The sequence below is a fragment of the Xanthomonas arboricola genome (assembly GCF_003353015.1).
GTDB lineage: Bacteria > Pseudomonadota > Gammaproteobacteria > Xanthomonadales > Xanthomonadaceae > Xanthomonas > Xanthomonas arboricola_E.
Genome location: NZ_QREM01000001.1, coordinates 92,101 through 116,944, shown reverse-complemented (window position 1 = coordinate 116,944; position 24,844 = coordinate 92,101). Strand labels below are relative to the sequence as shown.

Sequence of the window (24,844 nt, the reverse complement as noted above, 5' to 3'; positions counted from 1 at the left end):
TCGCAGAATCGGGTCACCGCTACGGCAGACGCAGCGGATGACCGCGAAGGAGACACTCTATGCAGATTCAGATCCAGACCGACAAGCACGTGCCGCATGACCCCTCCGTCGTGCAGCATGTCGAGAAGACCTGCTCCGCCCAGCTGGCGCATTTCGCCAACGACATCACCCGCGTCGAGGTGCATTTGCGCGATGAAAACGGCCAACGCGGTGGGGCGGCGGATCGAACCTGCAGCATCGAGGCGCATGTGGCCGGCCTGCCGCCGATCGCCGCGACCAATAGCGCCGACACCACCGCCTCGGCCGTGACCGGCGCCGCGCGCAAGCTGCGCACCGCCATCGAACATGCACGCGGCAAGCAGCACGCCAAGGCCACCGCACCGCCGCCGGAAGTGCTCTGATCCTGAGCCTGCGCAGGGCGGCGCCGGGCGCCCCCTGCCAGCCGATGCGTGGTTGGCGCCGCAGTCAACAAGGCGCGGATACGCCAGTCCGCCTCCAACCCCCGATCCAGAGCCGCCCTCTGCCCGCAGCAATGCCACTGCTGCGAGCAGGGGGGTCCTGGTTGGCTGCGTCCGGAGGATTTCAAGTAATCCCTTGAATCCTGCGTTTCAAGGCAGGGCCAGATCCCAGTCGCCGGCGTGTCTGCGCTTGCAGAGGCCGGGTCACTGCGCGGTGTCTCCGCCGTCGGCCGCAAGCACGGCGCCGGTGATGGACGAAGCGAGATCGGACAAGCGGAAGGCCGCCGCAGTGGCGATCTCTTCGTGCGTTCCCGGGCAACCGATCGGATGGGGCGAGACGATCCGCTCGAAATCCTCCTGGCTCACGACGCTGCGCACCAGCGGCGTGTCGATGTAGCCCGGCGCGGTCGCATTCACGCGGACGCCGCGATCCGAATGATCCATCGCTGCCGATTGCGTCGCGCCGACGATGGCGCGCTTGCAAGCGATGTAGGCCGCGTTGTTGCGTTGGCCGACCAGCCCCAGGGCAGAGGCCATGTTGACGATGGCAGCGCCGCCGGACGCACCACGGACGCGCGACGAATGGGTTGAAGGGCAGGAGGATGAGGATAGAATTTAATTGACACGTCAACAATAGCGGCGACGCAGTAGGTCGACGCTGCGGCTTCCGGTCGCATATCGGGTTAAGGTGTCGCGGAAAACAGGCGAAATCCGGACACCTTGTCCCGGACGCATCAGCAATGGAACCCGGCGGTATATGTCATTTCACGAAGGCGAAGAGTGGCGAACGACGCTGACCTGGACCGTGCTGCCCGCCGGGCGCGCGTGGCAACGCGCGGCGGGAGTCGCCCTGGCGCAGTTGGGCGTTTCGCTGTCCATAGCGGCGGTTGTCCTGGTGATCGCCCGGCTGGGCGACGGCATCCGGCAGAAAGACGTGGCCGAGGAATCGGCGCTTGATCCGGCCGCCATTGCGCGATCGGTCACCCAACTCGAGCAGGAAGGCTTGCTGAAGCGGCGCAGGGATCGGTCCGATGGCCGCGCCAAGACCCTGCACCTGACCAGACGCGGCCGCGCCTTGTCACTCAAACTGGGCGAGGCACTGGACGGCCTGCGCAACGAATTGATTGCCGGCATGGACGACACCGAAGGCCGGATCGCGGTGCGCGTGCTCCGCAATCTGGAGAGCCAGTGCCTGGCGTTCTGCGACGCAGACCGTCGACCAGGAATGTCCGGGACCTGAGCGGCCGGGTTGCCAGGCGGGCTTGGTGGCGGCTTTGCGCCACCTACTGCAGCGTCGCCCTAGGGCATCGGGCGTCGGTATCCGTGCTGGAGGCCGATGCCCCCCATCCATGCCACCGGTCCGCCTGGAGTTCACCGGAATCAGGGCGGGTCCGGGAGCACCTGCAGGCAACAGAAAACCCCTGATTTCTCAGGGGTTTTGGACCTTCTTGGATGTCCCCGCAGGGTTCATCTGGTGCGCCCGGAGGGATTCGAACCCCCGACCAATGGCTTCGGAAGCCACTACTCTATCCGGCTGAGCTACGAGCGCCTGGCCGGGCATTATGCCAGAACCATCGCCGCGCGCGTGACACCGGCAGCGCCTGCGTGCCGAAGGCCCGGGCACCGCGTGCCGCCCGGGCTTACCTGGTCCAGCACCCGCACCGGCTTGACGCCGCATGGGCAGCCGCCTGGACGCCTGGACGCTGCATCGCGCGATCCCCCGAGCAGCGCATGACCGCGGGCGAGCCGCACTGCTACCCTTTGCAGCATGAGCAAGCATGGTGTTGAACAGCTGCCGGCAGCGCCCGCGCTGACCTGGCCGCAGCGACTGGGGCAGTACTGGAAGCTGGTCCGCGGCGATCGTCCGATCGGCAGCCTGTTGTTGCTGTGGCCCACCTGGTGGGCATTGTGGCTGGCTGCCGATGGCCTGCCGCCGTTGTGGACGCTGTGCGTGTTCACTGCCGGGGTCTGGCTGACCCGCTCGGCCGGCTGCGTGATCAACGACTATGCCGACCGCTGGCTGGACCCGCATGTGGAGCGCACCAGGTCGCGTCCGCTGGCCACCGGGGCGGTGTCCGGGCGCGAGGCGCTGTGGGTGTTCGTGGTGCTGATGCTGGTGGCGTTCGCGCTGGTGCTCACGCTCAACTGGCTGACCGTGGCGCTGAGCGTGCCGGGCGTGTTCCTGGCCGCCAGCTACCCCTATCTCAAACGCCATACCCACCTGCCCCAGGTCTATCTGGGCATGGCCTTCGGCTGGGGCATCCCGATGGCGTTCGCCGCGGTGCAGGGCAGTGTGCCCGTGCTGGCCTGGCTGCTGTACGCGGCCAACATCCTGTGGGCGACGGCCTATGACACCTGGTACGCCATGGTCGACCGCGAGGACGACATCCGCATGGGCAGCAAGTCCACCGCCATCCTGTTCGGCAGGTTCGACCTGCTCGCACAGGGCCTGCTGTATGCGGCGATGTTTGCAGCACTGGCACTGGTCGGCCTGCGCGCCGATCTCGGCATTGCCTACTGGACCGGGCTGGGCGCGGCCGCGTTGCTGGTGGCCTACGAATTCCGCCTTGCCCGCCACCGCGAACGCGGCCCGTGCTTCCGCGCCTTCCTGCACAACAACTGGGTGGGCCTGGCGATCTTCGCCGGAATCGCCGCCGCCCTGGCAATGCGCTGACCCGCAGACAGGCAAATCGCCTCGGCTCGAGCCCCTCTCCCCGCGGGAGAGGGGTTGGGGGTGAGGGTACGGGCGAAGCCCCATGGTGCAGCTCACAACCCACCAAGCGTCACCGCACCCGCGCGCATACCCACGCATCCACCCGCTGCACACCGGCCCGACGCAAGGCCTGCGCCGCCGCATGCAGCGTCGCGCCGGTGGTCATCACGTCATCCACCAACGCCACATGCGCCGGCAACGTGCCACCCGCGACGAAGGCGCCGCGCAGGTTGTGCTGGCGTTCGGCCGCGTCCAGCTCCGACTGCGGCGCGGTCGCGCGGACCCGGCGCAGCAAGGGCAGGCAGGGCAACCGCAGCGCGCGGCCAAGCGGCCTGGCCAGTTCCAGCGCCTGGTCGTAACCACGCTGGCGCAGGCGCTGCCGATGCAGGCTCACCGGCACCAGTGCCTGCGGACGCGGCAGTCCGGCACACCGGTGGGCCATCAACGCGCTGAGCAGGCGCCCGGCGGCCAGATCCTGGTGAAACTTGAACCGCCGCAGCAGGCCATCCACCGGCCAGCGATAGCTAAAGCACGCATGCACGTGCTGCAGCGGCGGGCGCTGCTGCAGGCATTGCCCGCACAGCCGCGCGCCATCGGAGGCGGACAGCGGCATTGCGCAACACCGACAGGCGTGGCCATGCTCCGGCAAGGCCGCACGGCACGGCGGGCAGAGATCGCCATCGGCCGTGCCGGCCTCGGCGCACACCAGGCACAGGCTCGGCAGCAGCAGCCGCACCACCCGTCGCGGCCACCTGTAAACCGAGCGCACCCCATCGAAGTTGACAGCCTCTCGCATGCTCACCAGACTGCCTGGCTTCCAAGCCGCTGACTGTCAGGAAACCCCGATGTCTGTTGTCGTACGCCATGACTGGGATCGCCACGAACTGCAGGCGCTGTTCGATCTGCCGTTTCCGGAGCTGCTGCACCGCGCCGCCAGCGTGCATCGCGAACACTTCGATCCGGCCGAAGTGCAGGTCTCCACGCTGCTGTCGGTCAAGACCGGCGGCTGCCCGGAAGACTGCGCGTACTGCCCGCAGGCGCAGCGCTACGACACCGGCGTGACCGCGCAGAAGCTGATGGAGACCGACGAGGTGGTCGCCAAGGCACGCCAGGCCAAGGCCGCCGGCGCCTCGCGCTTCTGCATGGGCGCGGCCTGGCGCTCGCCCAAGGAGCGCGACATCCCCAAGGTCGCGGCGATGATCCGCGAGGTCAAGGCGATGGGGCTGGAGACCTGTGCCACGCTCGGCATGCTCGATGCCGGCCAGGCGCGCGCGCTCAAGGACGCCGGGCTGGACTATTACAACCACAATCTGGACACCGCGCCGGATTACTACGACTCGATCATCCACACCCGCCAGTACCAGGACCGCCTGAACACGCTGGAGCATGTGCGCGATGTCGGCCTGAAGACCTGCTGCGGCGGCATCGTCGGCATGGGCGAAACCCGCGAGCACCGCATCGGCCTGCTGCTGGCGCTGGCCACGCTGCCGGCGCATCCGGACTCGGTGCCGATCAACCAGCTGGTGCAGGTTGCCGGCACGCCGTTGCACGGCACCCAGCAGCTGGACCCGTTCGAGTTCGTGCGCATGATCGCGGTGGCCCGCATCACGATGCCGCATTCGATGGTGCGGCTGTCCGCCGGCCGCGAAGCGATGAGCGACGAGCTGCAGGCGCTGTGCTTCCTGGCCGGTGCCAACTCGATCTTCTACGGCGAAAAATTGCTCACCACCGGCAACCCGGACACCGAACGCGACCAGGCCCTGTTCCAGCGCCTGGGCCTGCGCCCGATGCAGGTCACCGTCGACGCCGCCGACCACGACCACCCCGGCACCGTGCATGCGGAGATCACCCGCAGCACGGCCTGCGAGCACGCCGCCTGACCGCGAAGCGAGCACCCGGCACCGATCGTCGGTGCCGGCTGGGCGCGCCGGGCGCGGCAGGCTACGCTAGCGCACCTTTCTGCCGCTGAACGCCCCCCCATGGCTCGCCCCGATCTGCACGAACGGATTTCGTCGCTGCGCACCTTGCGTGTGGCCCAGGAACGGGTGCGGGTACGGCGGCTGGTCGGCCGGCGCGATGGCGTGCGGCTGGAGATCGATGGCCGCTGGCTGACCGGCTTCTGCTCCAACGATTATCTGGGCCTGTCGCAGCAGTTCGAAGTGGTCGCCGCGTTGCAGGACGCCGCCGCGCGCGATGGTGCCGGCGCCACCGCCTCGCACCTGATCTGCGGCCACCACACCGCGCACGAAACGCTGGAACGCGAGATCGCGCAGTGGCTGGGCTATCCATCGGCGCTGCTGTTCGGCAGCGGCTTTGTCGCCAATCTGGCGGTGCAGCAGGCCCTGCTCAGCGAAGACGACGATGTCTGCGTGCAGGACCGGCTCAACCACGCCAGCCTGCTCGATGCCACGCGCCTGGCCGGCTGCCGGCTGCGGCGCTATCCGCACCTGGATGTGGAAGGCGCGATGCGCCAGCTCAAGGGCGCGCCCGAGGGCGCGGCGATGCTGGCCAGCGATGGCGTCTTCAGCATGGATGGCGATGTGGCCCCGCTGCGTGCGTTGAGCCTGGTCGCGCGCATGCAGCAGGCGCTGTTCTACGTTGACGACGCGCATGGCGTGGGCGTGCTCGGGCCGCAGGGGCGCGGCTGCGTGGCCGATGCCGGCCTGGGCCTGGCCGAGGTGCCGCTGCAGCTGGTGACCCTGGGCAAGGCGCTTGGCGGCTATGGCGCCGTCGTTGTCGGCGATGAAACGCTGGTGCGTCATCTGGCCGAAACCGCGCGCCCCTACATCTACACCACCGCGTTGCCGCCGGCGCAGGTCGCTGCAACGCTGGCGGCCGTGCGCCTGGCGCGTCGCGACGATTGGCGGCGTGCCAAGCTGGCCGAGTCGATCGGCAGTTTTCGCGATGGCGCACGCCGGCACGGCTTCGAACTGATGGCCTCCGACACGCCGATCCAGCCCCTGCTGTGCGGCGAAGAAACCACGGTGATGGCAATGTCCGCCGCGCTGGAACAGGCCGGCTTCCTGGTCGGCGCAATCCGCCCGCCCACCGTGCCCGAAGGCAAGGCGCGCCTGCGTGTGACCTTGTCCGCCCTGCATACGCCGCAGCAGGTGCAGGCCTTGATCGAGGCCATCGTGCAGGCGCGCGATGTGGTCGGTCGGCAGCCGCTGCGCGCGTCGGCCTGAGGGCGACATCAGGACGATTGCCCAGCAGCCGGCCAGCGCTGCCGGTACGCGGGGGGCACCGATTGCCCGACTGAAACCGCAGCGCCGCGCGCGCAATCCCTACCAACTGACACCTGATGGATCACTGGCGTTGGTACTGCTGCGGTCATGGTCATGGTCATGGTCATGTGCGCATGCCACGGAACTGCTTCCAATCCCGGGATCGACGCGCCACGCGCAAGCGCCAAGCACCGACTCAAACTCACCGCCGCTTGCGCACGGATCTGCGCACCGACTGTCGCCAATCGGCGACAATCCCCGCATGCATATCGATGTCATCGGCCACGGGCCTGCGCTGGTTCTTCTGCACGGTTGGGCACTGCACGGCGGCGTGTTCGCGCCGCTGGTGGAACGCCTGGCCGCGCAGCATCAACTGCATCTGGTGGATCTGCCCGGGCACGGTTTCAGCCGCGAGGACAGCACGCCGCTGGCACTGCCGGACGTGGTCGCCGGCATCGCCGCGGCCACCCCGCCGGCGGTGTGGCTCGGCTGGTCGCTGGGCGGGCTGTTCGCACTGCATGCCGCCGCCACCCAGCCGAAGGTGCGCGGGCTGGCGATGATCGCGGCCACGCCGCGTTTCGTGCGTGGCAACGAGTGGCCGGACGCGGTCGAGCGCGAGGTCTTCGTGCAATTCGGCCAGGATCTGGCACGCGATTATCGCGGCACGCTGGAGCGCTTTCTGGCGCTGGATACGCTGGGCTCGGCGCATGCCCGCGCCGAGTTGCGCAGCCTGCGCGAGACGCTGGTGGCGCGCGGCGAACCAGCCGCCGCAGCGTTGCAGCAAGGTCTTGGCCTGCTGGAACGCACCGACCTGCGCCGCGCGCTGCCGCAACTGACACGCCCCAGCCTGTGGATCGCCGGCCAGCGCGATCGCCTGGTCCCTGCCGCCGGCATGCAGGCCGCTGCAGCGCTGGCGCCGCAGGCGCAAGCCCTCACCATTGCCGGCGGCGGACACGCACCATTTCTCGGCCACGCCGACCAGGTCGCCGAGGCGCTGCAACGCTTCGTTGCGTCCGTGCCGTGAGCGGATCGCCGATCATGCCGACTCACTGATCGAGGGAGCAGCGCATGGACCTGGGAATCGCCGGACGTTGGGCATTGGTGTGCGCCGCCAGCAAGGGCCTGGGATTGGGCTGCGCACGCGCGCTGGCCAGCGAAGGCGTCAACGTGGTGATCGTCGCGCGCGGCCGCGCTGCCCTGGAGCAATCGGCCGCTGCGCTACGCGCGCTGCCGGGTGCCGGCGAGGTGCGCAGCGTGGTGGCCGATATCGCCACCCCGCAGGGACGCGCCGATGCACTCGCGGCCTGCCCGCAGGTGGATATCCTCATCAACAACGCCGGTGGCCCGCCGCCCGGCGATTTTCGCCAGTGGGAACGCGACGACTGGCTGCGCGCGCTGGATGCCAACATGCTGGCGCCGATCGAACTGATCCGCGCCACCGTCGATACGATGCGCGCGCGACGCTTCGGCCGCATCGTCAACATCACCTCCAGCGCGGTGAAGGCGCCGATCGACATCCTGGGCCTGTCCAATGGCGCACGCGCCGGCCTCACCGGCTTCGTCGCCGGGCTGGCGCGCAGCACGGTCGCCGACAACGTCACCATCAACAATCTGCTGCCCGGCCAGTTCGCCACCGACCGGTTGCGCGGCAACTTCGCGGCGATCGCGCAACAACAAGGCAGCAGTGCCGACGACGTCGCCGAGCGCAAGCGTGCGGGCATTCCGGCCGCACGCTTCGGCGAGCCGGACGAATTCGGCGCGGCCTGCGCGTTCCTGTGCAGCGCGCAGGCCGGCTACATCACCGGGCAGAACCTGCTGATCGACGGCGGCAGCTATCCCGGCACGTTCTAGCCAAATCGCATCGCCTCAGCCGAGCTGTGACACATCGCATGGCGGCCTGCCTACCCACACCCTGCAGCGCATCTTCGGTCCACCTCGCGCGAACGCAGCGAAGCGCAGGCGGGCACGGATCAAATGCCCGCAGCGGCGGGCGTGCAGCGAGAGACCGATTGCATGCGTCAAGCCAGCGCGCCTTGCAATCAACGCAGTGATCTCACCCGCTGTCGGATGTCTGCCTGGCAGGACACCGTGCAGATCGCTCGCGCCTCCAGCCCCGCCCGATGCCGTATGACCACCTGCGCAGCGCCCAGCCCGAATGCCTTCTCGCACCACACATCGATTCCCTCCGCCGCGCGCAGCGGCGACAATAGCGACGCAATGAACAGTACCTTCGACCCCCGCCACGTCCGGCGCGCCTTTGCGCGTGCCGCCAGCAGCTATGCCGCCGCCGCCGCACTGCAGCGCGAGGCGGAAGCCCGCCTGCTCGAATCGCTCGACTACTTGGGCGACCAGGTGCCCAAGGTGGTGCTGGATGTCGGTGCCGGCCCCGGCCATGCCAGCGGCGCGATCAAGAAGCGCTGGCCCAAGGCGCAGGTGATCGCGCTGGACCAGGCCATGCCGATGCTGCGCCAGGCGCGTAAGGCGGCGGGCTGGTGGAAGCCGTTCGCGCAGGTCTGCGCCGATGCGCGCGCCCTGCCGGTGGCCGACGGCAGCGTGGACGTGATCTTCAGCAACCTGTGCCTGCAATGGGTGGAAGACCTGCCGGCGGTGTTCGCCGGGTTCCGCCGCGCGCTGCGGCCGGGCGGCTTGCTGCTGTGCTCCACCTTCGGCCCGGAGACGCTGATCGAATTGCGCGAGGCCTTCGCCCAGGCCGACCCGGCCCCGCATGTCAGCCGCTTCCCGCCGATCGCCCAGTTCGGCGATGCCCTGCTGATGTCCGGCTTCCGCGACCCGGTGCTGGACCGCGACCTGTTCACGCTGACCTACAGCGACCTGCCCGCCTTGATGCGCGAGCTGCGCGCGATGGGCGCCACCAACGCGCTCAGCAATCGCCGCGCCACCCTGACCGGACGCGGCCGCTTTGCCGCCGCCAGCGCCGCCTACGAGCCCCTGCGGCGGCCGGACGGCACCTTGCCCAGCTCCTGGGAAGTGATCTATGCCCATGCCTGGGCACCGGCACCGGGCGCGCCCATCCGCGACCAGGGGCATGACGTTGCCAGCGTGCCGGTGGCCTCGATTCCGATCCGCCGCCGCATCGACTAGCGGTACAGATCGCCGCCGGCAACGCAGCCGCTGCCGGCGAGACACACAGTTTTGCGACCACACCAATGCGGACCTGTCAGGCTCGGTCCCGACACCCGGTAGAATTCAGCAGTCGACGGCCGCAGGTTCCTGTTGCGGCCCGCCTTGTTCAACGCCTCAACCAGCATGGCTAGCAAAACGTCGCGAGCAGTCCCCAGGTGGCTGCACGCCACGCGCAGGAACCGCCCATGTACGCGTGGTACATGCCGGTTCCGGGCACCAGCAGCGCCCCGCCCGGCCGCTGCACGGTCGTTTTGTCCGCCGCTGCTGTGCTTGCGGCCCCCGTCCCCCAATCGGCCTTCCCAATGTTGAAGTGGCTCATCATCGCGCTGTTCATCGCATCGGCGCTGTACATCCATTACCGCGGTCGCGTGCGGCACCGGCTCAGCCGGCAGCTGCTGGACCATTCCACCTTCATGGCGCCGATCAACACGCTGATGTATCTGTGTTCGCGGGTGCCGACCACGCCGTTCATCGATCCCGGCAAGGAATTCCCGGAACTGGCGCCGCTGCGTGCCAACTGGCCGCTGATCCGCGATGAAGCGGTGGCCCTGCAGCAGATGCAGAAGATCCGCGCCGCCGACGGCTATACCGACATCGGCTTCAACTCGTTCTTCCGCCGTGGCTGGAAGCGCTTCTACCTGAAGTGGTACGGCACCGCGCACCCGTCGGCGTCCGAGCTGTGCCCGCAGACCACCGCGCTGCTGAAGTCCATCCCCACGGTCAAGGCCGCGATGTTCGCCGAGTTGCCGCCGGGCAGCGAACTGCGCCCGCACCGCGACCCGTTCGCCGGCTCGATGCGCCTGCACCTGGGACTGGCCACGCCCAACGACGACCGCTGCTTCATCGACGTCGACGGCCAGCGCCACAGCTGGCGCGATGGCGAATGGACGATGTTCGACGAGACCTACATCCACTACGCGCGCAACGACACCGACCAGGACCGCATCATCCTGTTCTGCGACATCGAGCGCCCGATGCGCTGGCGCTGGGCCGCGGCGGTGAACCGCTTCGTCGGCCGCAGCCTGCTCTCGGCCGGTGCCTCGCCCAACCAGGAAGGCGACAAGACCGGCGGCATCAACCGCGTATTCCGCTATTTCTACGCCGCGCGCCTGAAGGCCAAGGCGCTGAAGGAACGCAACAACCCGCTGTACCAGACGCTCAAGTGGAGCATCTTCATCCTGGTAGTGGTCGGGATCGTGCTGCTGTAACCCGCCCCCGCGTAGGAGCGCGCTTGCGCGCGATGAGGCGTTCCCGGTAACGCCCGTCGCGCCCGGGTGCGCTCCTACGCGGGGCTGACTGGCATGCCGACCGGCACAGGCTGGCCACGCNCGTAGGAGCGCGCTTGCGCGCGATGAGGCGTTCCCGGTAACGCCCGTCGCGCCCGGGTGCGCTCCTACGCGGGGCTGACTGGCATGCCGACCGGCACAGGCTGGCCACGCACCGAGTGCCGCAACGCCGGACTAATGCCGCAAGGCCGGACAACCCACGTAGGAGCGCGCTTGCGCGCGATGGGGCATTCCCGGTAACGCCCGTCGCGCCCGGGTGCGCTCCTACGCGGGNCGCCATGCCGACCGGCACAGGCTGGCCACGCACCGAGTGCCGCAACGCCGGACTAATGCCGCAACGCCGGACAACCCACGTAGGAGCGCGCTTGCGCGCGATGGGGCGTTCCCGGTAACGCCCGTCGCGCGCAAGCGCGCTCCTACGCGGGCCTGACCGCCATGCCGACCGGCACAGGCTGGCCACGCACCGAGTGCCGCAACACCGGACTAATGCCGCAACGCCGGACAACCCACGTAGGAGCGCACCCGGGCGCGATGAGGCATTCCCGGTAACACCCGTCGCGCCCGGGTGCGCTCCTACGTGGGGCACTCAGCGCGACACCTGCGCGATCCATTCCTGCAGGTTGTAGTAGTTGGTGACGCGGGTGATCCTGTCCTCGTGTACAGCAAAGAACGCACCGCCCGGCAGCACGTAGGTCTGCCCGTTGGCCTCCGGCAGGCCTTCGTCGGTGGTGTGGTAGACCCCGTGCACCACGTACTCGGCGCCGACCCGCGTACCGTCCTCGTTGGCGCTGACCACGACATCGCGCAGTTGCTCGCGGTAGCTGTCGTTCATGCGCTGCAGGAAGGCGGCAAATGCCGCCCGGCCGATCTCGCGCGGGCCCTGATTGAGGTCGTGCGCGACATCGTCGGCCAGGAACGCCAGCATGGCGTCCCAATCGCCGCGGTTGAAGGCGTCGTAGTAGGCCTGGACCAGGCCGATGGCGTGTTGCCGATTGCGCTCGCTCATGCTCGTACCTGCCGCTGGGAAAGCCGCATCATAGAGCGCGTGCTGCGCTTCGACACGCCTGCCATGCGGCACGCCCGCATCAGGCGCCCTTGACCACCAGATCGCGATGGAAGTAATAGACCTCCTGCAGCAGGAAACGCCAGCTGGTGTGGAAGCTGCGAAAGCGCGTGCTGGGCGTGGACGAGGCCACTGCATCCACCCCCAGCTCCTGGCTCAGCCGCAGCGCGCGCGCCATGTGCAGGGGGTCGCTGACGATGATCGCCCGGTGCATGCCGTGACGGGCCATCAGCGCGCGTGCCTGTTGCAGATTCTGCCGGGTGGTGCGCGAGACCGTCTCGATCACGATCGCTTCCGGCGGGACGCCGTGGCGTAGCGCATAGCGCCGCGCCACCTGCGACTCGGCAAAGCGTGCGCCGTTGCCGAAGCCGCCAGTGAACAGCAGCCGCGGCGCGTAGCCCTGCGTATACAGGTCCAGCGCATGCCGGATGCGCTCCTCGAACACCGGCGAGGGGCGCGCGTCGTAGGCCGCCGCACCCAGCACGATGATCACGTCGGCGGGCGCGGCCTGGTCGCGATCGCCGACCCAGACGATCCAGCCGGCCACGCCCACCAGCCAGATCAGCGCCAGCATGCACAGCCGCCAGCTCCAGCCCCACAGGCCGATCCCGCGCGAGCGCCTGCTCACGCCGCAGCCCAGGGCAGCGCATCCAGGTCGACATTGCCGCCGGACAGGATCAGCCCGACCCGCCGTCCGGCAAAGCGTGCCGGCTCGGCCAGCACCGCCGCCAGCGCAATTGCCGAGGATGGCTCCACCACCTGTTTGAGCACCTGCCAGATCAGCCGCATCGCCTGCACCACCGCCGTATCGTCCACGGTGATCACCTGCGCGCCGGCGGCCTGCAACAGCGCGAAGTTCGGCGCGCCCAGGGTGCCACGCAGGCCGTCGCACAGCGTGTCGGGCACGAAGTCGACCAGGCGCTCGCCGGCCGCCAGCGACCGCGCGGTATCGGCCGCCCCGCTCGGCTCGGCCAGCACCAGCGCACAGCCCGGTGCCGCTTGCAGCGCCAGTGCGGTGCCGGCGGCCAGCCCGCCACCGCCGACCGGTGCCACCAGCACGTCCAGCCCGCCGCTCTGCCGCAGCAGCTCCAGCGCGGCGGTGCCCTGCCCGGCGATCACGGCCGGGTCGGTATACGGATGCACCAGCGTCGCGCCGCTGCCGGACTGGACCTCGGCACACATCTGCTCGCGTGCCGCGATGGTGGGCGCGCAGCGCCACAGCGTGGCGCCGTGACGGGAAATATTGGCCAGCTTGGCGGCCACCGCGCCGTCGGGCACCACCACATGGCAACCGATCCCGCGCGTGCGCGCGGCAAGCGCCAGTGCGGCGCCGTGATTGCCGGACGAATGGGTGACAACGCCGCGTGCGGCAAGCCCGGCCGGCAATGACCACACCGCGTTGCAGGCACCACGGAACTTGAATGCGCCGCTGCGCTGCAGGTGTTCGGCCTTGAAGAACAGCTGCGCGCCGCAGAGGGCGTCCAGGCTGTGCGAGGTCAGCAGCGGTGTCGGCGCGCACTGCGGCGCGATGCGCGCAGCGGCTTGCAGGACGTCGGAATGGGCAAGAGGGACCGTCTCGATCATGCCTGCAAGATTAACGTATCGTCTTCGCCTTCACGGCTGCAGGCGCACTGCCCGCGCATGCTGGATCGAGGCAGAAGCAGCACATTGCGGCACAGTTAAGGACCGATTCAATGCATCGGTTCGAAAGTGACACCATGGTTGCAGGAGGGCACCATCAATGAAATTCCGTCTGATCTTCGCCGCCGGGCTGTTGGCCCTGGGCGGCTGCGCAACGTACGACTACACCGGCGCTGGGTCGGGCGGCTACTACCGCGGCGCGCCCGCGGTGCAGTATCGCTACCCGCCGGGGTACACACCGTATTCCTACGGCAGCCCGTACGGCTACCCCTATGGTGCCGGGTCGATCGGGCTGTACGACTATCCGGTGTATCCGGTCTACCGCGGCGGTGGCGGCTACTACTACCGCCAGAACGATCGGCGCCCGCAATACCGGCCGCCGCGTCCGGATGGCGCGTTCTACGGCCCGCGTCCGAACGCCCCCCGTCCCAACGGGCCGCGCCCGCAGCAGCCCAATCGTCCACCGCCGACCGGTGCGCCGCCGTCGCGGCCACCGCCGCGTATCGGTGCGCCGCCGCGGGTGATCCGCGAGATTCAACGACAGACTGCGCCCCGCAACCCGCGCGAGCAGATTCCCTGAGTTGCTGACTGCGACGTGGCCCACAAATGGCGATGCTGGGGGCTTGCGTTCAGCCGGCACTTGGTCGCAAGCTAGGCGCTCTGTGTGACCCGCCGCGTCATTTTTTGACCTGGCCGGCCGCATTGACCGACTTATGTCGATGTCCGACAGGGAAATCTGGATCCCCCCTGTTCCGGCCCTGTCGGATATCGGCGCCTTCAATGCATAAAGCCCCGGCATGCCGGGGCTTTATGTTTTTGTCGTCTGCCCTGCCGTGGGAACCGGCATGGGTTGCGGCCAGGTTGCGCCGGCACGGGATCGCGAAAAAATAAGGGTCGGCAGTCCCCCGACTACCGACCCTTACGCTACCCCATCGCACGCGCGGCTGGCCCCTGTTCCAATTCCAGCCTTTGCGCCCATGTCGCAATGCCACGACGGGTGCAGTAGGGATATCCGCACGGAACATGCCAACTTGAGGGGCAGTGTTCAATAGTGTGATGTACATCACATTTTTAGTGATCAAGTGACCTCGTTCGCCCTTCAGCCGATACTTTCGCGGCCGCCAACCTCCTTCTGCTCCTGGTCCACGCCCATGTCCGACTCCTTTTATCGCTACGACGTCATCGTGATCGGCGGCGGCCATGCCGGCACCGAGGCGGCGCTGGCGTCCGCGCGCGCCGGTGCCCGCACCCTGCTGCTGACCCACAACATCGAGACGGTGGGCGCGATGAGCTGCAACCCGGCCATCGGCGGGATCGGCAAGGGCCATCTGGTCAAGGAGATCGACGCGCTGGGCGGGGCGATGGCACGTGCGGCGGATCAGGCCGGCATCCAGTGGCGCACGCTCAATGCCTCCAAGGGGCCGGCGGTACGCGCCACCCGCTGCCAGGCCGACCGCAACCTCTACCGCAATGCGATCCGCCGCATCGTCGAGGCGCAGCCCAACCTGACCGTGTTCCAGGCGGCAGTGGACGACCTGATCATCCACAACGGCGCTGCCGAAGCCGACAGCGTGCGCGGCGTGGTCACCCAGACCGGGCTGCGCTTCGAAGCGCCGGCGGTGGTGCTGACCGCCGGCACCTTCCTGGCCGGCAAGATCCACGTCGGCGAAACCCAGTACGCGGCCGGGCGCATGGGCGACCCGCCGGCCACCACGCTGGCCGCGCGCCTGCGCGAGCGGCCGTTCGCGATCGACCGGCTCAAGACCGGCACCCCGCCGCGCATCGACGGGCGCACGCTCGACTACGGCGTGATGGCCGAACAACCCGGCGACGATCCGCTGCCGGTGATGTCGTTCATGGGCCAGCTCAGCGATCACCCGCGCCAGGTCAGCTGCTGGATCACCCAGACCACCGAGCAGACCCACGACATCATCCGCAACGCGCTGCATCGCTCGCCGCTGTATTCGGGGCAGATCGAAGGCATCGGCCCGCGTTACTGCCCGTCGATCGAGGACAAGGTGGTGCGCTTTGCCGAGAAGACCAGCCACCAGATCTTCGTCGAACCCGAAGGCCTGGACGTGGCCGAGATCTATCCCAACGGCATCTCCACCTCGCTGCCGTTCGACGTGCAGCTGGCGCTGGTGCGCTCGATCCACGGGTTTGCGCAGGCGCACATCACCCGCCCCGGCTATGCGATCGAATACGACTTCTTCGACCCGCGCGGGCTCAAGGCCTCGCTGGAAACCAAGGCAGTGGGCGGGCTGTTCTTCGCCGGCCAGATCAACGGCACCACCGGTTACGAGGAGGCCGCCGCACAGGGCCTGCTCGCCGGCCTCAATGCCGCGCGTCATGGGCAGGAGTTGCCGGCGTGGTCGCCGCGCCGCGACCAGGCCTACCTGGGCGTGCTGGTGGACGACCTGATCACCCACGGCACCACCGAGCCGTACCGCATGTTCACCAGCCGCGCCGAATACCGGCTGCAGCTGCGCGAGGACAATGCCGATGCGCGCCTGACCGGCGTCGGCCGCGCGATGGGGCTGGTCGACGATGCGCGCTGGGCGCGGTTTGCGGCCAAGCAGGAGGCGGTGCAGCGCGAAAGCGCGCGCCTGTCGGCGCTGTGGGCCACCCCGGGCAATGCGCTGGGCCGCGAAGTGGCCCAGGCCCTGGGCGTGGCGGTGAGCCGCGAAACCAACGTGCTGGACCTGATCAAGCGCCCCGAACTCAACTACGCCACGCTGATGCGCGTGCCGACCCTGGGGCCGGGCGTGGACGATGCGCAGGTGGCCGAGCAGGTGGAGATCAGCGTCAAGTACGCCGGCTACCTGGATCGCCAACGCGACGACATCGCGCGCCAGCAGCGCCACGAAACCACCCCGATTCCGGAAGGATTCGATTACGCCGGCGTGCGTGGGTTGTCGATCGAAGTGCAGCAGAAGCTCGAACGCGTACGCCCGCAAAGCATCGGCCAGGCGCAACGCATTCCCGGCATGACGCCGGCGGCGATCTCGCTGCTGCTGGTGCATCTGGAACGGGCGCGCCGCAGCCAGGTGGCGTAGACGCCCGCCGATACGCTGGCAGGTGCGCATCGGCCGCGTATTCGAGCTTGCGCATCTACGCGCTGGATGTGGCTGAACGATTGTCAGCCGATGTCACTGCGCGACTCCATGTCGCCGCATGCGAAGCAACACGCCGTCAGCGCAGCGGCGATGCAGGGAAGTTTGATGGAGGTCGCGACCGAGTTGCTATGCTCCGGCACCACTGACGACTTGCTGATCATGAACCCACTGCGCGCGCTGCTGACGGCAACCTACCGAATCGCCTGTCCCGCCCTGCTGCTGATGCTGGGCGGCACCTCGCAGGCGGCGGCACAGACCGAGGAAGACGGGCGTTACTGGCTGAGCGTGTATGCCCAGGGCAAGCTGCCGGTGGAAAACCTGTACTGGAGCATGGATGTGCATCCACGCTGGCGCGAAGAAGGCGAACAGTTCGATCAGTTGATCCTGCGTCCCGCGCTGTTTTACCGGCTCACTCCCAAGGCCAGCGTCTGGATGGGCTACGACACCATCATCAGCCATCCGGCCGGGCAATCCTCCAATCGCGAAAATCGCTGGTGGGGACAATTTCAATATCAGTTCGATCCGATTGCCAACATCACCATCACCAGCCGCACCCGCCTGGAGCAGCGTCACCGCGAGGGATTCAGCGATGAAGGGTATCGGGTGCGCCAGATGATCAGGGCGGTCCGGCCCAGTGCGTTGTCTGCGCAACTGTCGTGGGTGGCGTTCAACGAACTGTTCGTCAATCTCGATCGGACCGAATGGGGCGCGCGACGCGGCCTGGACCAGAACCGCGTCTTCGTCGGCATCAACTGGAAGTTCAACGACATCGCCAATGTCGACGTCGGCTATCTGAATCAGTTCGTCAACACCAATACGGTGGACCGCGAAAACCACGTGCTGATGACCACCTTCCGCTTCAACTTCTGAGGCCAGCAAGGCCTGCATGATCACCGGCGTGGAGCGGCGTTACCGGGCGCCGGTGACCTGCATGGGCGAGTGGCAGCGTTGCGGCAGCGCGCGCATCGCACGCCTGCCGCATGCGATCAGGCCGCGCTGCGTTCGACGGCCGGCAGCAGGCGCTGGCGCAGCACCAGGGCCGCCATCTCCAGCGTTTCGGCCGCGGCGCGCACCGCACCGCCCATGTTGATGAAGCCGTGGATCATGCCGGGAAAGCTATGCAGGGTGACTTCCACACCGGCCGCGCGCAGACGCTCGGCATAGCTGCATCCTTCGTCGTAGAGCATGTCGCGGTCGCATACCACGACCAGCGCGGGCGCCACGCCAGCCACCTCCGGCACCAGCATCGGCGAGATGCGCCAGTCCTGCGTAACGCCGGGGTCGGGCAACAGATGGCGATTGAAGAAGCGCACCGCCGCTGCGGTCAGCGGCGGCACGTCGGCATTGTGCGATCGCGACGGATACTGCCCGTTGTCCTCGCGCGCATCGGTCAGCGGATACACCAGCACCTGGCAGCGCAACGCGATTCCGGCATCGCGCGCGGCCAGCGCCGCGACCGCGGCCATGGTCCCGCCGATACTGTCGCCCGCCACTGCCAGGCGCCGTGCATCGGCACCGACCGCATCGGGCTGGGCAACCAGCCAGTGCAGGGTCGCCAGCACGTCCTCCACGCCGGCCGGCGCGGGATGTTCCGGCGCCAGGCGATAGTCGACCGCCAGCAACTGGCAGCCGGCGCGCGCCGCCAGTTGCCGGCATACATCGTCGTGGGAGTCGAGATCGCCCACCACGCCACCACCGCCATGCACGAACAGGCAGGTCGGTGCGGGGCCGGCAGCAAGCCCGAATGGGCGATACAGGCGCAGCCGCACCGGTCCGGTCGCGGTGTCGGCCTGCAGGTCGCGCACCTCGGCCATCTCCACAGGCGGAAACCCCAGCTGCGCGCCGAAGGCACGCATCATTGCGCGCGCCTGCTCCAGCGGCAGGGTCTCCATCGGCGGCTGGCCGGCGTGTTGAAGCTGGGTGAACAGGCGCACGACATCGGGATCAAACGACATGACGTACTCTCCGAAAGATAATGGCCGAGCCTGCCAGATCCTTATGACCAATCACCATCGAGCGTCATCGATCGTTTCAATGGCGTTGCCGAGGATGCGCCGCAGCAGCGCAAAATCCGGTGGTTACGATGCATGCCCCCGCCGTCGCGGCGTCCGGCAAACGCTCGCTGCAATCGGTCGTCGTTGGTTTTTTGCTGCACTGCAGCGTACCTGCGCATCTGCGCGCCTGCATCGGCGCGCACCTGCGCGACCTCCCTGCGCGGTGCATGCCGGCAGCGCTGTCGGTGCCGCTGCTGTCGCGCCGGCGCGCACCAGGGCAGCGGCAGTCTAGTCGTCGTCCTCGGCAGCGGCCTCGCGGCCCTGCTGACGGATGAGGTTTTCCTGGCGCGCGTCTTCGATCGAGGCGCGGATGGCACGCACGTCGGCGCGGCGCGTGTCAAACCTGAAGCGTCCGCTCAGCACGCTGTCCGGGCGCAACTCGCCCTTTTCGAACAGCGCCCACATCTCTTCGCCGTAATGGGTTTCCAGCAGTTCCGGTGCAAACCGTCCCAGGCAGTCGCGCAGGTTGTGCACGTCGCGCAGCAGCATGTCGCGGGCGGCATTGTTGCCGGCAGCGCTGACCACCTGCGGGAAGTCGATCAGCACCGGGCCCTCGGGCGAGACCAGCACGTTGTATTCGGACAGATCGCCGTGCACCAGGCCCAGCGACAGCATCTTGACCACGTCGCCGATCAGGCTGGCGTGGAAGCTGCGCGCCTGTCCCGGTTCCAGGTCCACTTCGCCCAGCCGCGGTGCGCTGTGGCCGGCCTCGTCGGTGACCAGATCCATCAGCAGCACGCCGTGGAAATAGCCGCGCGGTCTGGGCACGTGCACGCTGGCATCCATCAGTTGGTAGAGCACCTGGGCTTCGGTGTTCTTCCATGCGGTCTCGGCTTCGCGCCGGCCGAACTTGGTGGCCTTGCCCATTGCGCGCGCCTGGCGGCTGCCGCGCACCTTGCGGCCTTCCTGGTATTGCACGCGCGCCTGGAAGCTGCGTTGCGCCATGTCCTTGTAGACCTTGGCGCACAGGATGTCGGCGCCCGTGCTGACCACATAGACGGATGCCTCCTTGCCGCTCTTCAGTGGTCGCAACACTTCGTCGATGATGCCGTCGTCGATCAGCGGTTGCAGGCCCTTGGGGGTTTTCATGGACTAAGGAGACCGATCCGAAACAAACCAGCAGCGATTATGCGGCAACCAGGGTGAAGCGCTTACATGTGCGCGCGCAAGCTGCGACCGGGCGCATGCATCGGCATGAGCGCTTACCATGCACGGACCCGTCCAGCCCGCGATCCGATGCACGAGCCCGCCTCCAGCCGCCGCAAGCGCTCCACCGCCGCCGTCGTCGCCACCAGCGAACGCGGCCTGCCGCATGAGTTGATGCAGCAGATCGCCGCGGCCCAGGGCGACCCGGACTTCATGACCTCGCTGGGCCGCGGGCTGGTGGTGCTGAGCGTGTTCGCCCAGCACGCGCGCGAGGTGACGATGTCGCAGATCAGCCTGGAGACCGGCATCTCGCGCGCGGCGGTGCGGCGGGTGCTGCACACCCTGGCCAAGCTGGGCTATGTCGGCGAGCAGGGCCGCGGCTACGTGCTGCTGCCGCGCGTACTGGGCATCGGCGGCGCCTATGCGGCGTCGTCGTCGATGACGGCGGCGGCGCAGCCGGTGCTGGACGGGCTGCGCGACCAACTGCACGAATCCTGCTCGCTGGGCGTGCTGGATGGCGACGACCTGCTGTATGTGGCGCGTGCCGAGACGGTGCGCATCATGTCGATCGGGCTGCGCCCGGGCACACGCCTGCCGGCTTACTGCACCTCGATGGGCCGTGTACTTTTGGCCGCCCTGCCCGGCGACACCTTGCAGGCGTACCTGGAGCGCACCACGCTGCGTCCGCGCACCGACCGCACCGTGACCCAGCCATCGGCATTGCTGGAGGTGCTGGCACGTACGCGCCGCGAAGGCATGTGCCTGACCGACCAGGAACTGGAAATCGGCCTGCGCTCGATCGCGGTACCGGTGCGCAACCTGCGCGGCGAGGTGATCGCCGCGCTCAACATCGGCGCCCAGGCCGGGCGCGTGAGCCTGCAGACGATGCAGACGCTGCTGGAGCCGTTGAAGCAGGCGGCGCAGCGGCTGGGTGCATTGCTGAGCTAGCGGGCTGCCGGCGCGCTCAGCGCGGCCGGCGCAGGAAGCTGACCACCGCATCCACCCAGGCGGCATGGGTGTCCTCGACGTGCGCCACGTGATCGGCGTGCGGCAGCGTGACCCAGCTGCGGTCCTCGCTGCGCAGACGGGCGTACAGGTGCGCGTTGTCGGACTGGGTCGCGATGGGATCGTCGACGCCACGCAGCAGCAGCACCGGCAGCGTGGTCACCTGCTCGGGCTGGAAGGCGAACTGCTCCATCGCGCGCCAGTCGGTGCGCACCGGGTCGGCCGACACCGCCTGCGCCGCGTAGGCCGCACGTACGCCGGGCGGTGCGGCGTTGGCGGTGATGAAATCCTCGCCGGCCGCCGCGGCCGTGGTGCGCGCACGCAATGGCTGTGCCGGCGCCGGGGTGGTGTCGGGCGCTGCGTCGACATCGTCCGGGAAGCCGTACAGCACCAGCGCCGACACTGCCTGCGGGTGTTGCTGGCCGACCAGCAGCGCCACCCGCGCGCCGTTGGAGTAACCGAGCAACGCCGGCGGCGGCAGTTGCGGGTGCTGACGGGCCACCCAGGCCAGCACCGCACCGACATCGGCCACCGCGCGCGCGGGCGTGTTCCAGCCACTGCGATCGCGCGCGCTGCCGCCATAGCCGCGCAGGTCCACCGCGTAGGCGGCATAGCCGGCCTGCGCCAGTGCCGCCAGCACCGAGCGCGCATCGCGCGGTTCGTCGGGAACCTGCAGGTCGAAATTGGGCAACGCACTCCAGGTGCGCCCATGCACCAGCAGGAGCGTGCCGCGCGGCTGCGCCGGGACGCGCGACCACACCGCCAGCGCCTGGCCATCGTCAGTGCGCACCTGCGCCAGCTCGGTTCCGGGCCCGGGATGCGGTTGTGCCTGCAGCGCAGAGGCGCTGAGCAGCAGCAAGAGCAAGCAAACGGTACGCAGCAGCATCGGCAACCTCGTGGGGAATGTCCTGTGCGACCGGAACCGGTTGTCGGTCGCCGCATGTCCATCATCCCGTCGTCGGTCGGGAATGTCATCACCGACCGGTGTGCTCACGACGCCGCCGGCGTGCAACCAGATGCATTGCGTCTGCATCGTCGTCGCCACCTGCGCTGCTGGCCGAGCAGGGCGCGGTCAGCCGAATCAATCGCCTTGCATCGCCACCTGGCGTGTCAGCCACGCGCGCCTGCTGCAGTCGCGCGTGGCCGTGGCCGTCAGCCTTCGCTTGCCGGCCCTGCGTCGCCTGCCTGCTCTTCGAGGATGGGCCTGGCCAGCGCAAAGGCATGGTTGGCGGCCGGTACGCCGCAATAGACCGCGGCCTGCAGCAACACTTCCTTGATCTGCTCGGGGGTGACCCCGTTGTTGCGCGCGGCGCGCACGTGCAGCTTGAATTCCTCGTCGTGGCCCAGCGCCACCATCATTGCCAGGGTCAGCAGCGAACGGGTGTGTGCAGGCAGGCCATCGCGGGTCCAGATGGTGCCCCAGGCATAGCGGGTGATCAGCGCCTGGAACTCGTCGGTGAACGCGGTGCGTGCGGCCATCGAGCGCTCGACATGCGCATCGCCCAGGACGCGCCGGCGCTCGCGCAGACCTGCCTGGTAACGCTCGTCTTCGTGCATCGGAGTTCTCCTGCGTGGGGAATGGGGAATGGGGAATGGGGAATGGGGAATGGGGAATGGTCGCTGCAGATCCGCAGCGGCGGTAGCCAGATGCTGACGTGTCAGGTGGCGTGGTGGCCATCGACGTTGCCGACCTGGTGCGGCAGGCATGGATCAGCTGGGCACGGATGCAAGCTACGACCGCGAATGCCGAGCGTCGCGCCTGCCGGATCGGGGAGCCGGCTTCGCGCGTGGGGCAATTGCCTGGCTGGGCGTGCGAGGGTCACACGTGGTCGGCCTGCAGAAAGCCCAGCACGCTGTCGTTGAAGGCGGCCGGCGATTCCAGGTTGCAGATATGCCGGCCGGGCACCTGCGCGTAGTGGCCGCGTGGGGCGGCGTAGGCGATCTCGCGCAGATCGGCCGGCGGACAGACCGGGTCGTCGTCGCCGGCCAGTGCGAGCAGTGGCAGTTCCAGGGTGTCGAGCGCGCCGCGGAAGTCGGCGTCGGCCACCGCCTGGCAGCAGGCGATGTAGCCCTGCGGCGAGGTCGACACGAAGGCGGCCACGATCATGTCCAGGCGCTGCGCATGGCGGGTGGCAAACGGCGGCGTGAACCAGCGCTGCAAGGTCGCATCGACCAGCCCCGGCAGGCCTTCGCTGCGCACCTGTTCGATCCGCGCGTTCCAGCTCTGGCTGCTGCCGATCTTCTGCGCGGTGGCGCACACCACCAGCCGGCGCAGGCGCTGCGGCGCATGCAGGCCCAGCCATTGCCCGGTGAGTCCGCCGATCGACAGGCCGCAGAAGTCGCTCTGCGCGATCTGCAACGCATCCCACAGCTCCAGCACGTCCTGGCCCAGGTCGGCAATGCGATACGGGCCGGGCGGCGTGTCCGAATCGCCATGGCCGCGGCGGTCGTAGCGCAGGATGCGGTAATGCGGCGCAAACGCGGCGATCTGCACGTCCCACATGTGCAGGTCGGTGCCCAGCGAGTTGCAGAAGGTCAGCCAGGGGCGGCCTTCGGTGCCGTCGAGGCGGTAATGCAGGCGATGCGTGGGCAACTGGAGATAAGCCATCGGGGCACCGTCAGCGGGATGAGGAACCGGCCAGCACGCGATCGATCCAGACCGAGGACATGCCGCGCCAGCTGTCCACATCGAACACCGCCTGCAGTTGCGCCTGCGTGAGCACCGCGCCCACCTGCGCGTCGTCGCCGAGCACCTCGCGCAGATGGCGCTGCTGCGCCTGTGCACGCGCCACGGCACGCTCGACCAGCGCATGCGCCTGCGCCTTGCCGAGCCGCGGTGCGAGCGCGAACACCGCCGCCTCGGCATACAGCGCGCCGCCATGGCTGTGCAGGTGCGCGCGCATGGCGGCGCGATCCAGTTGCAGGTCGGCCAGGCAGGCCTGCATCTGCGCCAGGCTGCCGGCGGTCAGGCACACGATCTGCGGCAAGGTCTCCCATTCGGCATGCCATTGCCCGGCGGCGCGTTCGTGCGGCTGCGCCATCGCGCTGAACAGGGTCGCGACCAGGCCGGGCACGCGCGTGGCGGCGGCAACCGCGGCGACGCTGGAGACCGGGTTGCGCTTGTGCGGCATCGCCGAGGAGCCGCCCTTGCCGGCCGCGGCCGGCTCGAACACTTCGCCGACTTCCGACTGCATCAGCAGCACCACGTCGCCACCGATCTTGCCCAGGGTGCCGGCCAGCAGGCCGAACGCACAGCCAACCTCGACCAGGCGATCGCGCGCGGTATGCCACGGCAACGCAGGCAACGGCAGCGCCAGCGTGGTTGCCAGTGCCTGGGCGACAGCGAGACCGCGCTCCTGCAACGACGCCAGCGTGCCGGCCGCACCGCCGAACTGCAGCACCAGGCCATCGTGCTGCAGGGCCTGCAGGCGGTGGTGCGCGCGCTGCAGTGCGTCCAGCCAGCCGGCGACCTTGAGCCCGAAGGTGACCGGCACCGCCTGCTGCAATAAGGTCCGGCCAGGCAGGCCGGTGTCGCGTTCGCGTTCGGCCAGCGCAGCCAGCGCGGCGCACAGGCCCTGCAGGCGCGGCAGCAGCAGGTCGAGCGCGGCGCGCAGCTGCAGCACCGTGCCGGTGTCGATGACGTCCTGGCTGGTGGCGCCCCAGTGCACCCAGTGCGCGGCCTGCGCATCGTCGGCGGCCACGCGTGCGGTCAGCGCCTTGACCAGCGGAATCGCAGGGTTGCCGGCAAGTGCGGTGGCCTGGGCCAGCGCGGCCAGATCGTAATGCTGCACGTCGCAGGCGGCCGCAATGGACTGCGCGGCATCGGCGGGAATCACGCCGCATTGCGCCTGCGCGCGGGCCAGCGCGGATTCGAAGTGCAGCATCGCCTGCACGCGCGCCGCATCGTCGAACAACGCGTCGCAGGCAGGCTCGCCAAACAGGGATCCCAACAGGGAAGACGTCGCAGTCATGCATGGCCTCGGGTGGCGTGCCG

25 protein-coding genes, 1 tRNA gene and 1 other RNA gene are annotated in these 24,844 nt (G+C 68.8%); 13 read left to right on the top strand and 14 right to left on the bottom strand.

Annotated features, from left to right (window positions below; genetic code table 11):
• Window positions 1-59: 59 nt before the first annotated feature.
• On the top strand, window positions 60-401 hold the full coding sequence (locus tag C0541_RS00575; RefSeq protein WP_115045246.1) for an HPF/RaiA family ribosome-associated protein: 342 nt from the start codon (window positions 60-62) through the stop codon (window positions 399-401).
• Window positions 402-662: 261 nt separating this feature from the next.
• Here the strand turns inward: C0541_RS00575 and C0541_RS00570 are convergent, their stop codons facing one another.
• Window positions 663-1,004 (bottom strand): SDR family NAD(P)-dependent oxidoreductase, encoded by a 342-nt coding sequence (locus C0541_RS00570; protein ID WP_274519084.1) that lies wholly within the window; start codon window positions 1,002-1,004, stop codon window positions 663-665.
• 211 nt (window positions 1,005-1,215) lie between these two features.
• On the opposite strand from C0541_RS00570, the gene C0541_RS00565 reads away from it, so the two are divergent.
• Window positions 1,216-1,698, top strand: coding sequence for a MarR family winged helix-turn-helix transcriptional regulator (locus C0541_RS00565; protein WP_115045244.1), 483 nt, complete (start codon window positions 1,216-1,218; stop codon window positions 1,696-1,698).
• Window positions 1,699-1,930: 232 nt separating this feature from the next.
• Here the strand turns inward: C0541_RS00565 and C0541_RS00560 are convergent.
• Window positions 1,931-2,007 (bottom strand) — tRNA-Arg (locus tag C0541_RS00560).
• Window positions 2,008-2,226: 219 nt separating this feature from the next.
• Between C0541_RS00560 and ubiA the strand changes: the two genes are divergently transcribed.
• A complete protein-coding gene (gene ubiA / locus C0541_RS00555; protein WP_115045243.1) occupies window positions 2,227-3,132 on the top strand; it encodes a 4-hydroxybenzoate octaprenyltransferase in 906 nt (301 codons plus the stop codon).
• A 109-nt stretch (window positions 3,133-3,241) separates the two neighbouring features.
• Here ubiA and C0541_RS00550 read toward each other — a convergent pair whose 3' ends face one another.
• Window positions 3,242-3,967 carry a ComF family protein gene (locus C0541_RS00550; protein ID WP_193725833.1) on the bottom strand — a complete coding sequence of 242 codons (726 nt, stop codon included), beginning with the start codon at window positions 3,965-3,967 and terminating at the stop codon, window positions 3,242-3,244.
• Between the two features lie 49 nt (window positions 3,968-4,016).
• Here C0541_RS00550 and bioB point away from each other — a divergent pair, with 49 nt between their 5' ends.
• The 5 genes from bioB (at window position 4,017) to bioC (ending at window position 9,497) form a co-directional block, all read left to right on the top strand.
• The gene (gene bioB / locus C0541_RS00545; protein ID WP_115045241.1) at window positions 4,017-5,051 is read left to right on the top strand and encodes a biotin synthase BioB; all 1,035 of its coding nucleotides are present in this window, start codon (window positions 4,017-4,019) and stop codon (window positions 5,049-5,051) included.
• Between the two features lie 99 nt (window positions 5,052-5,150).
• Window positions 5,151-6,356, top strand: a complete 1,206-nt coding sequence (gene bioF, locus C0541_RS00540) for an 8-amino-7-oxononanoate synthase (protein WP_115045240.1) — start codon at window positions 5,151-5,153, stop codon at window positions 6,354-6,356.
• Window positions 6,357-6,657: 301 nt separating this feature from the next.
• Window positions 6,658-7,419: a pimeloyl-ACP methyl ester esterase BioH gene (bioH, locus tag C0541_RS00535; RefSeq protein ID WP_115045239.1), complete on the top strand. Its 762-nt coding sequence runs from the start codon at window positions 6,658-6,660 to the stop codon at window positions 7,417-7,419.
• Window positions 7,420-7,463: 44 nt separating this feature from the next.
• Entirely contained in the window at window positions 7,464-8,246 is a 783-nt protein-coding gene (locus C0541_RS00530; RefSeq protein ID WP_115045238.1) for an SDR family oxidoreductase, read from the top strand.
• A 366-nt stretch (window positions 8,247-8,612) separates the two neighbouring features.
• Window positions 8,613-9,497, top strand: a complete 885-nt coding sequence (gene bioC, locus C0541_RS00525; protein WP_115045631.1) for a malonyl-ACP O-methyltransferase BioC — start codon at window positions 8,613-8,615, stop codon at window positions 9,495-9,497.
• 167 nt (window positions 9,498-9,664) lie between these two features.
• Here the strand turns inward: bioC and C0541_RS00520 are convergent.
• Window positions 9,665-9,741: non-coding RNA, sX9 sRNA (locus C0541_RS00520), on the bottom strand.
• A gap of 100 nt (window positions 9,742-9,841) precedes the next feature.
• Between C0541_RS00520 and lpxO the strand changes: the two genes are divergently transcribed.
• Window positions 9,842-10,747 (top strand): lipid A hydroxylase LpxO, encoded by a 906-nt coding sequence (gene lpxO / locus C0541_RS00515; protein ID WP_115045237.1) that lies wholly within the window; start codon window positions 9,842-9,844, stop codon window positions 10,745-10,747.
• 664 nt (window positions 10,748-11,411) lie between these two features.
• Here the strand turns inward: lpxO and C0541_RS00510 are convergent.
• From C0541_RS00510 to C0541_RS00500, 3 genes are all read right to left on the bottom strand, one after another.
• Window positions 11,412-11,831 carry a nuclear transport factor 2 family protein gene (locus tag C0541_RS00510; protein WP_115045236.1) on the bottom strand — a complete coding sequence of 140 codons (420 nt, stop codon included), beginning with the start codon at window positions 11,829-11,831 and terminating at the stop codon, window positions 11,412-11,414.
• Between the two features lie 79 nt (window positions 11,832-11,910).
• On the bottom strand, window positions 11,911-12,528 hold the full coding sequence (locus C0541_RS00505) for a YdcF family protein (RefSeq protein ID WP_115045630.1): 618 nt from the start codon (window positions 12,526-12,528) through the stop codon (window positions 11,911-11,913).
• Window positions 12,513-13,472, bottom strand: a complete 960-nt coding sequence (locus C0541_RS00500) for a pyridoxal-phosphate dependent enzyme (protein ID WP_115045235.1) — start codon at window positions 13,470-13,472, stop codon at window positions 12,513-12,515. Before C0541_RS00500 ends, C0541_RS00505 begins: the two co-directional genes overlap by 16 nt.
• 157 nt (window positions 13,473-13,629) lie before the next feature.
• On the opposite strand from C0541_RS00500, the gene C0541_RS00495 reads away from it, so the two are divergent.
• The gene (locus C0541_RS00495) at window positions 13,630-14,109 is read left to right on the top strand and encodes a hypothetical protein (RefSeq protein WP_115045234.1); all 480 of its coding nucleotides are present in this window, start codon (window positions 13,630-13,632) and stop codon (window positions 14,107-14,109) included.
• Between the two features lie 571 nt (window positions 14,110-14,680).
• On the top strand, window positions 14,681-16,585 hold the full coding sequence (mnmG, locus tag C0541_RS00490; RefSeq protein ID WP_115045233.1) for a tRNA uridine-5-carboxymethylaminomethyl(34) synthesis enzyme MnmG: 1,905 nt from the start codon (window positions 14,681-14,683) through the stop codon (window positions 16,583-16,585).
• An 83-nt stretch (window positions 16,586-16,668) separates the two neighbouring features.
• On the opposite strand, the gene C0541_RS20815 is transcribed toward mnmG, so the two are convergent.
• Entirely contained in the window at window positions 16,669-16,806 is a 138-nt protein-coding gene (locus tag C0541_RS20815; protein WP_161959808.1) for a hypothetical protein, read from the bottom strand.
• On the opposite strand from C0541_RS20815, the gene C0541_RS00485 reads away from it, so the two are divergent.
• On the top strand, window positions 16,805-17,515 hold the full coding sequence (locus tag C0541_RS00485; protein WP_115045629.1) for a DUF2490 domain-containing protein: 711 nt from the start codon (window positions 16,805-16,807) through the stop codon (window positions 17,513-17,515). The two genes, C0541_RS20815 and C0541_RS00485, sit on opposite strands and share 2 nt — an antisense overlap.
• 116 nt (window positions 17,516-17,631) lie before the next feature.
• Here the strand turns inward: C0541_RS00485 and C0541_RS00480 are convergent, their stop codons facing one another.
• Both C0541_RS00480 and C0541_RS00475 read right to left on the bottom strand, forming a co-directional pair.
• On the bottom strand, window positions 17,632-18,600 hold the full coding sequence (locus tag C0541_RS00480; RefSeq protein WP_115045232.1) for an alpha/beta hydrolase: 969 nt from the start codon (window positions 18,598-18,600) through the stop codon (window positions 17,632-17,634).
• Window positions 18,601-18,927: 327 nt separating this feature from the next.
• The gene (locus C0541_RS00475; protein ID WP_115045231.1) at window positions 18,928-19,788 is read right to left on the bottom strand and encodes a PA4780 family RIO1-like protein kinase; all 861 of its coding nucleotides are present in this window, start codon (window positions 19,786-19,788) and stop codon (window positions 18,928-18,930) included.
• 147 nt (window positions 19,789-19,935) lie between these two features.
• Between C0541_RS00475 and C0541_RS00470 the strand changes: the two genes are divergently transcribed.
• Window positions 19,936-20,793 carry an IclR family transcriptional regulator domain-containing protein gene (locus C0541_RS00470; RefSeq protein WP_115045628.1) on the top strand — a complete coding sequence of 286 codons (858 nt, stop codon included), beginning with the start codon at window positions 19,936-19,938 and terminating at the stop codon, window positions 20,791-20,793.
• 16 nt (window positions 20,794-20,809) lie between these two features.
• Here the strand turns inward: C0541_RS00470 and C0541_RS00465 are convergent, their stop codons facing one another.
• The 4 genes from C0541_RS00465 to C0541_RS00450 all read right to left on the bottom strand — a co-directional run bounded on the left by C0541_RS00465 (window position 20,810) and on the right by C0541_RS00450 (window position 24,821).
• Window positions 20,810-21,736: an alpha/beta hydrolase gene (locus C0541_RS00465; RefSeq protein ID WP_161959807.1), complete on the bottom strand. Its 927-nt coding sequence runs from the start codon at window positions 21,734-21,736 to the stop codon at window positions 20,810-20,812.
• Between the two features lie 266 nt (window positions 21,737-22,002).
• On the bottom strand, window positions 22,003-22,407 hold the full coding sequence (gene pcaC / locus C0541_RS00460) for a 4-carboxymuconolactone decarboxylase (protein WP_115045230.1): 405 nt from the start codon (window positions 22,405-22,407) through the stop codon (window positions 22,003-22,005).
• Between the two features lie 262 nt (window positions 22,408-22,669).
• Window positions 22,670-23,458 (bottom strand): 3-oxoadipate enol-lactonase, encoded by a 789-nt coding sequence (gene pcaD, locus C0541_RS00455; RefSeq protein WP_115045229.1) that lies wholly within the window; start codon window positions 23,456-23,458, stop codon window positions 22,670-22,672.
• A gap of 10 nt (window positions 23,459-23,468) precedes the next feature.
• Window positions 23,469-24,821, bottom strand: coding sequence for a 3-carboxy-cis,cis-muconate cycloisomerase (locus C0541_RS00450; RefSeq protein ID WP_115045228.1), 1,353 nt, complete (start codon window positions 24,819-24,821; stop codon window positions 23,469-23,471).
• Window positions 24,822-24,844: the final 23 nt, after the last annotated feature.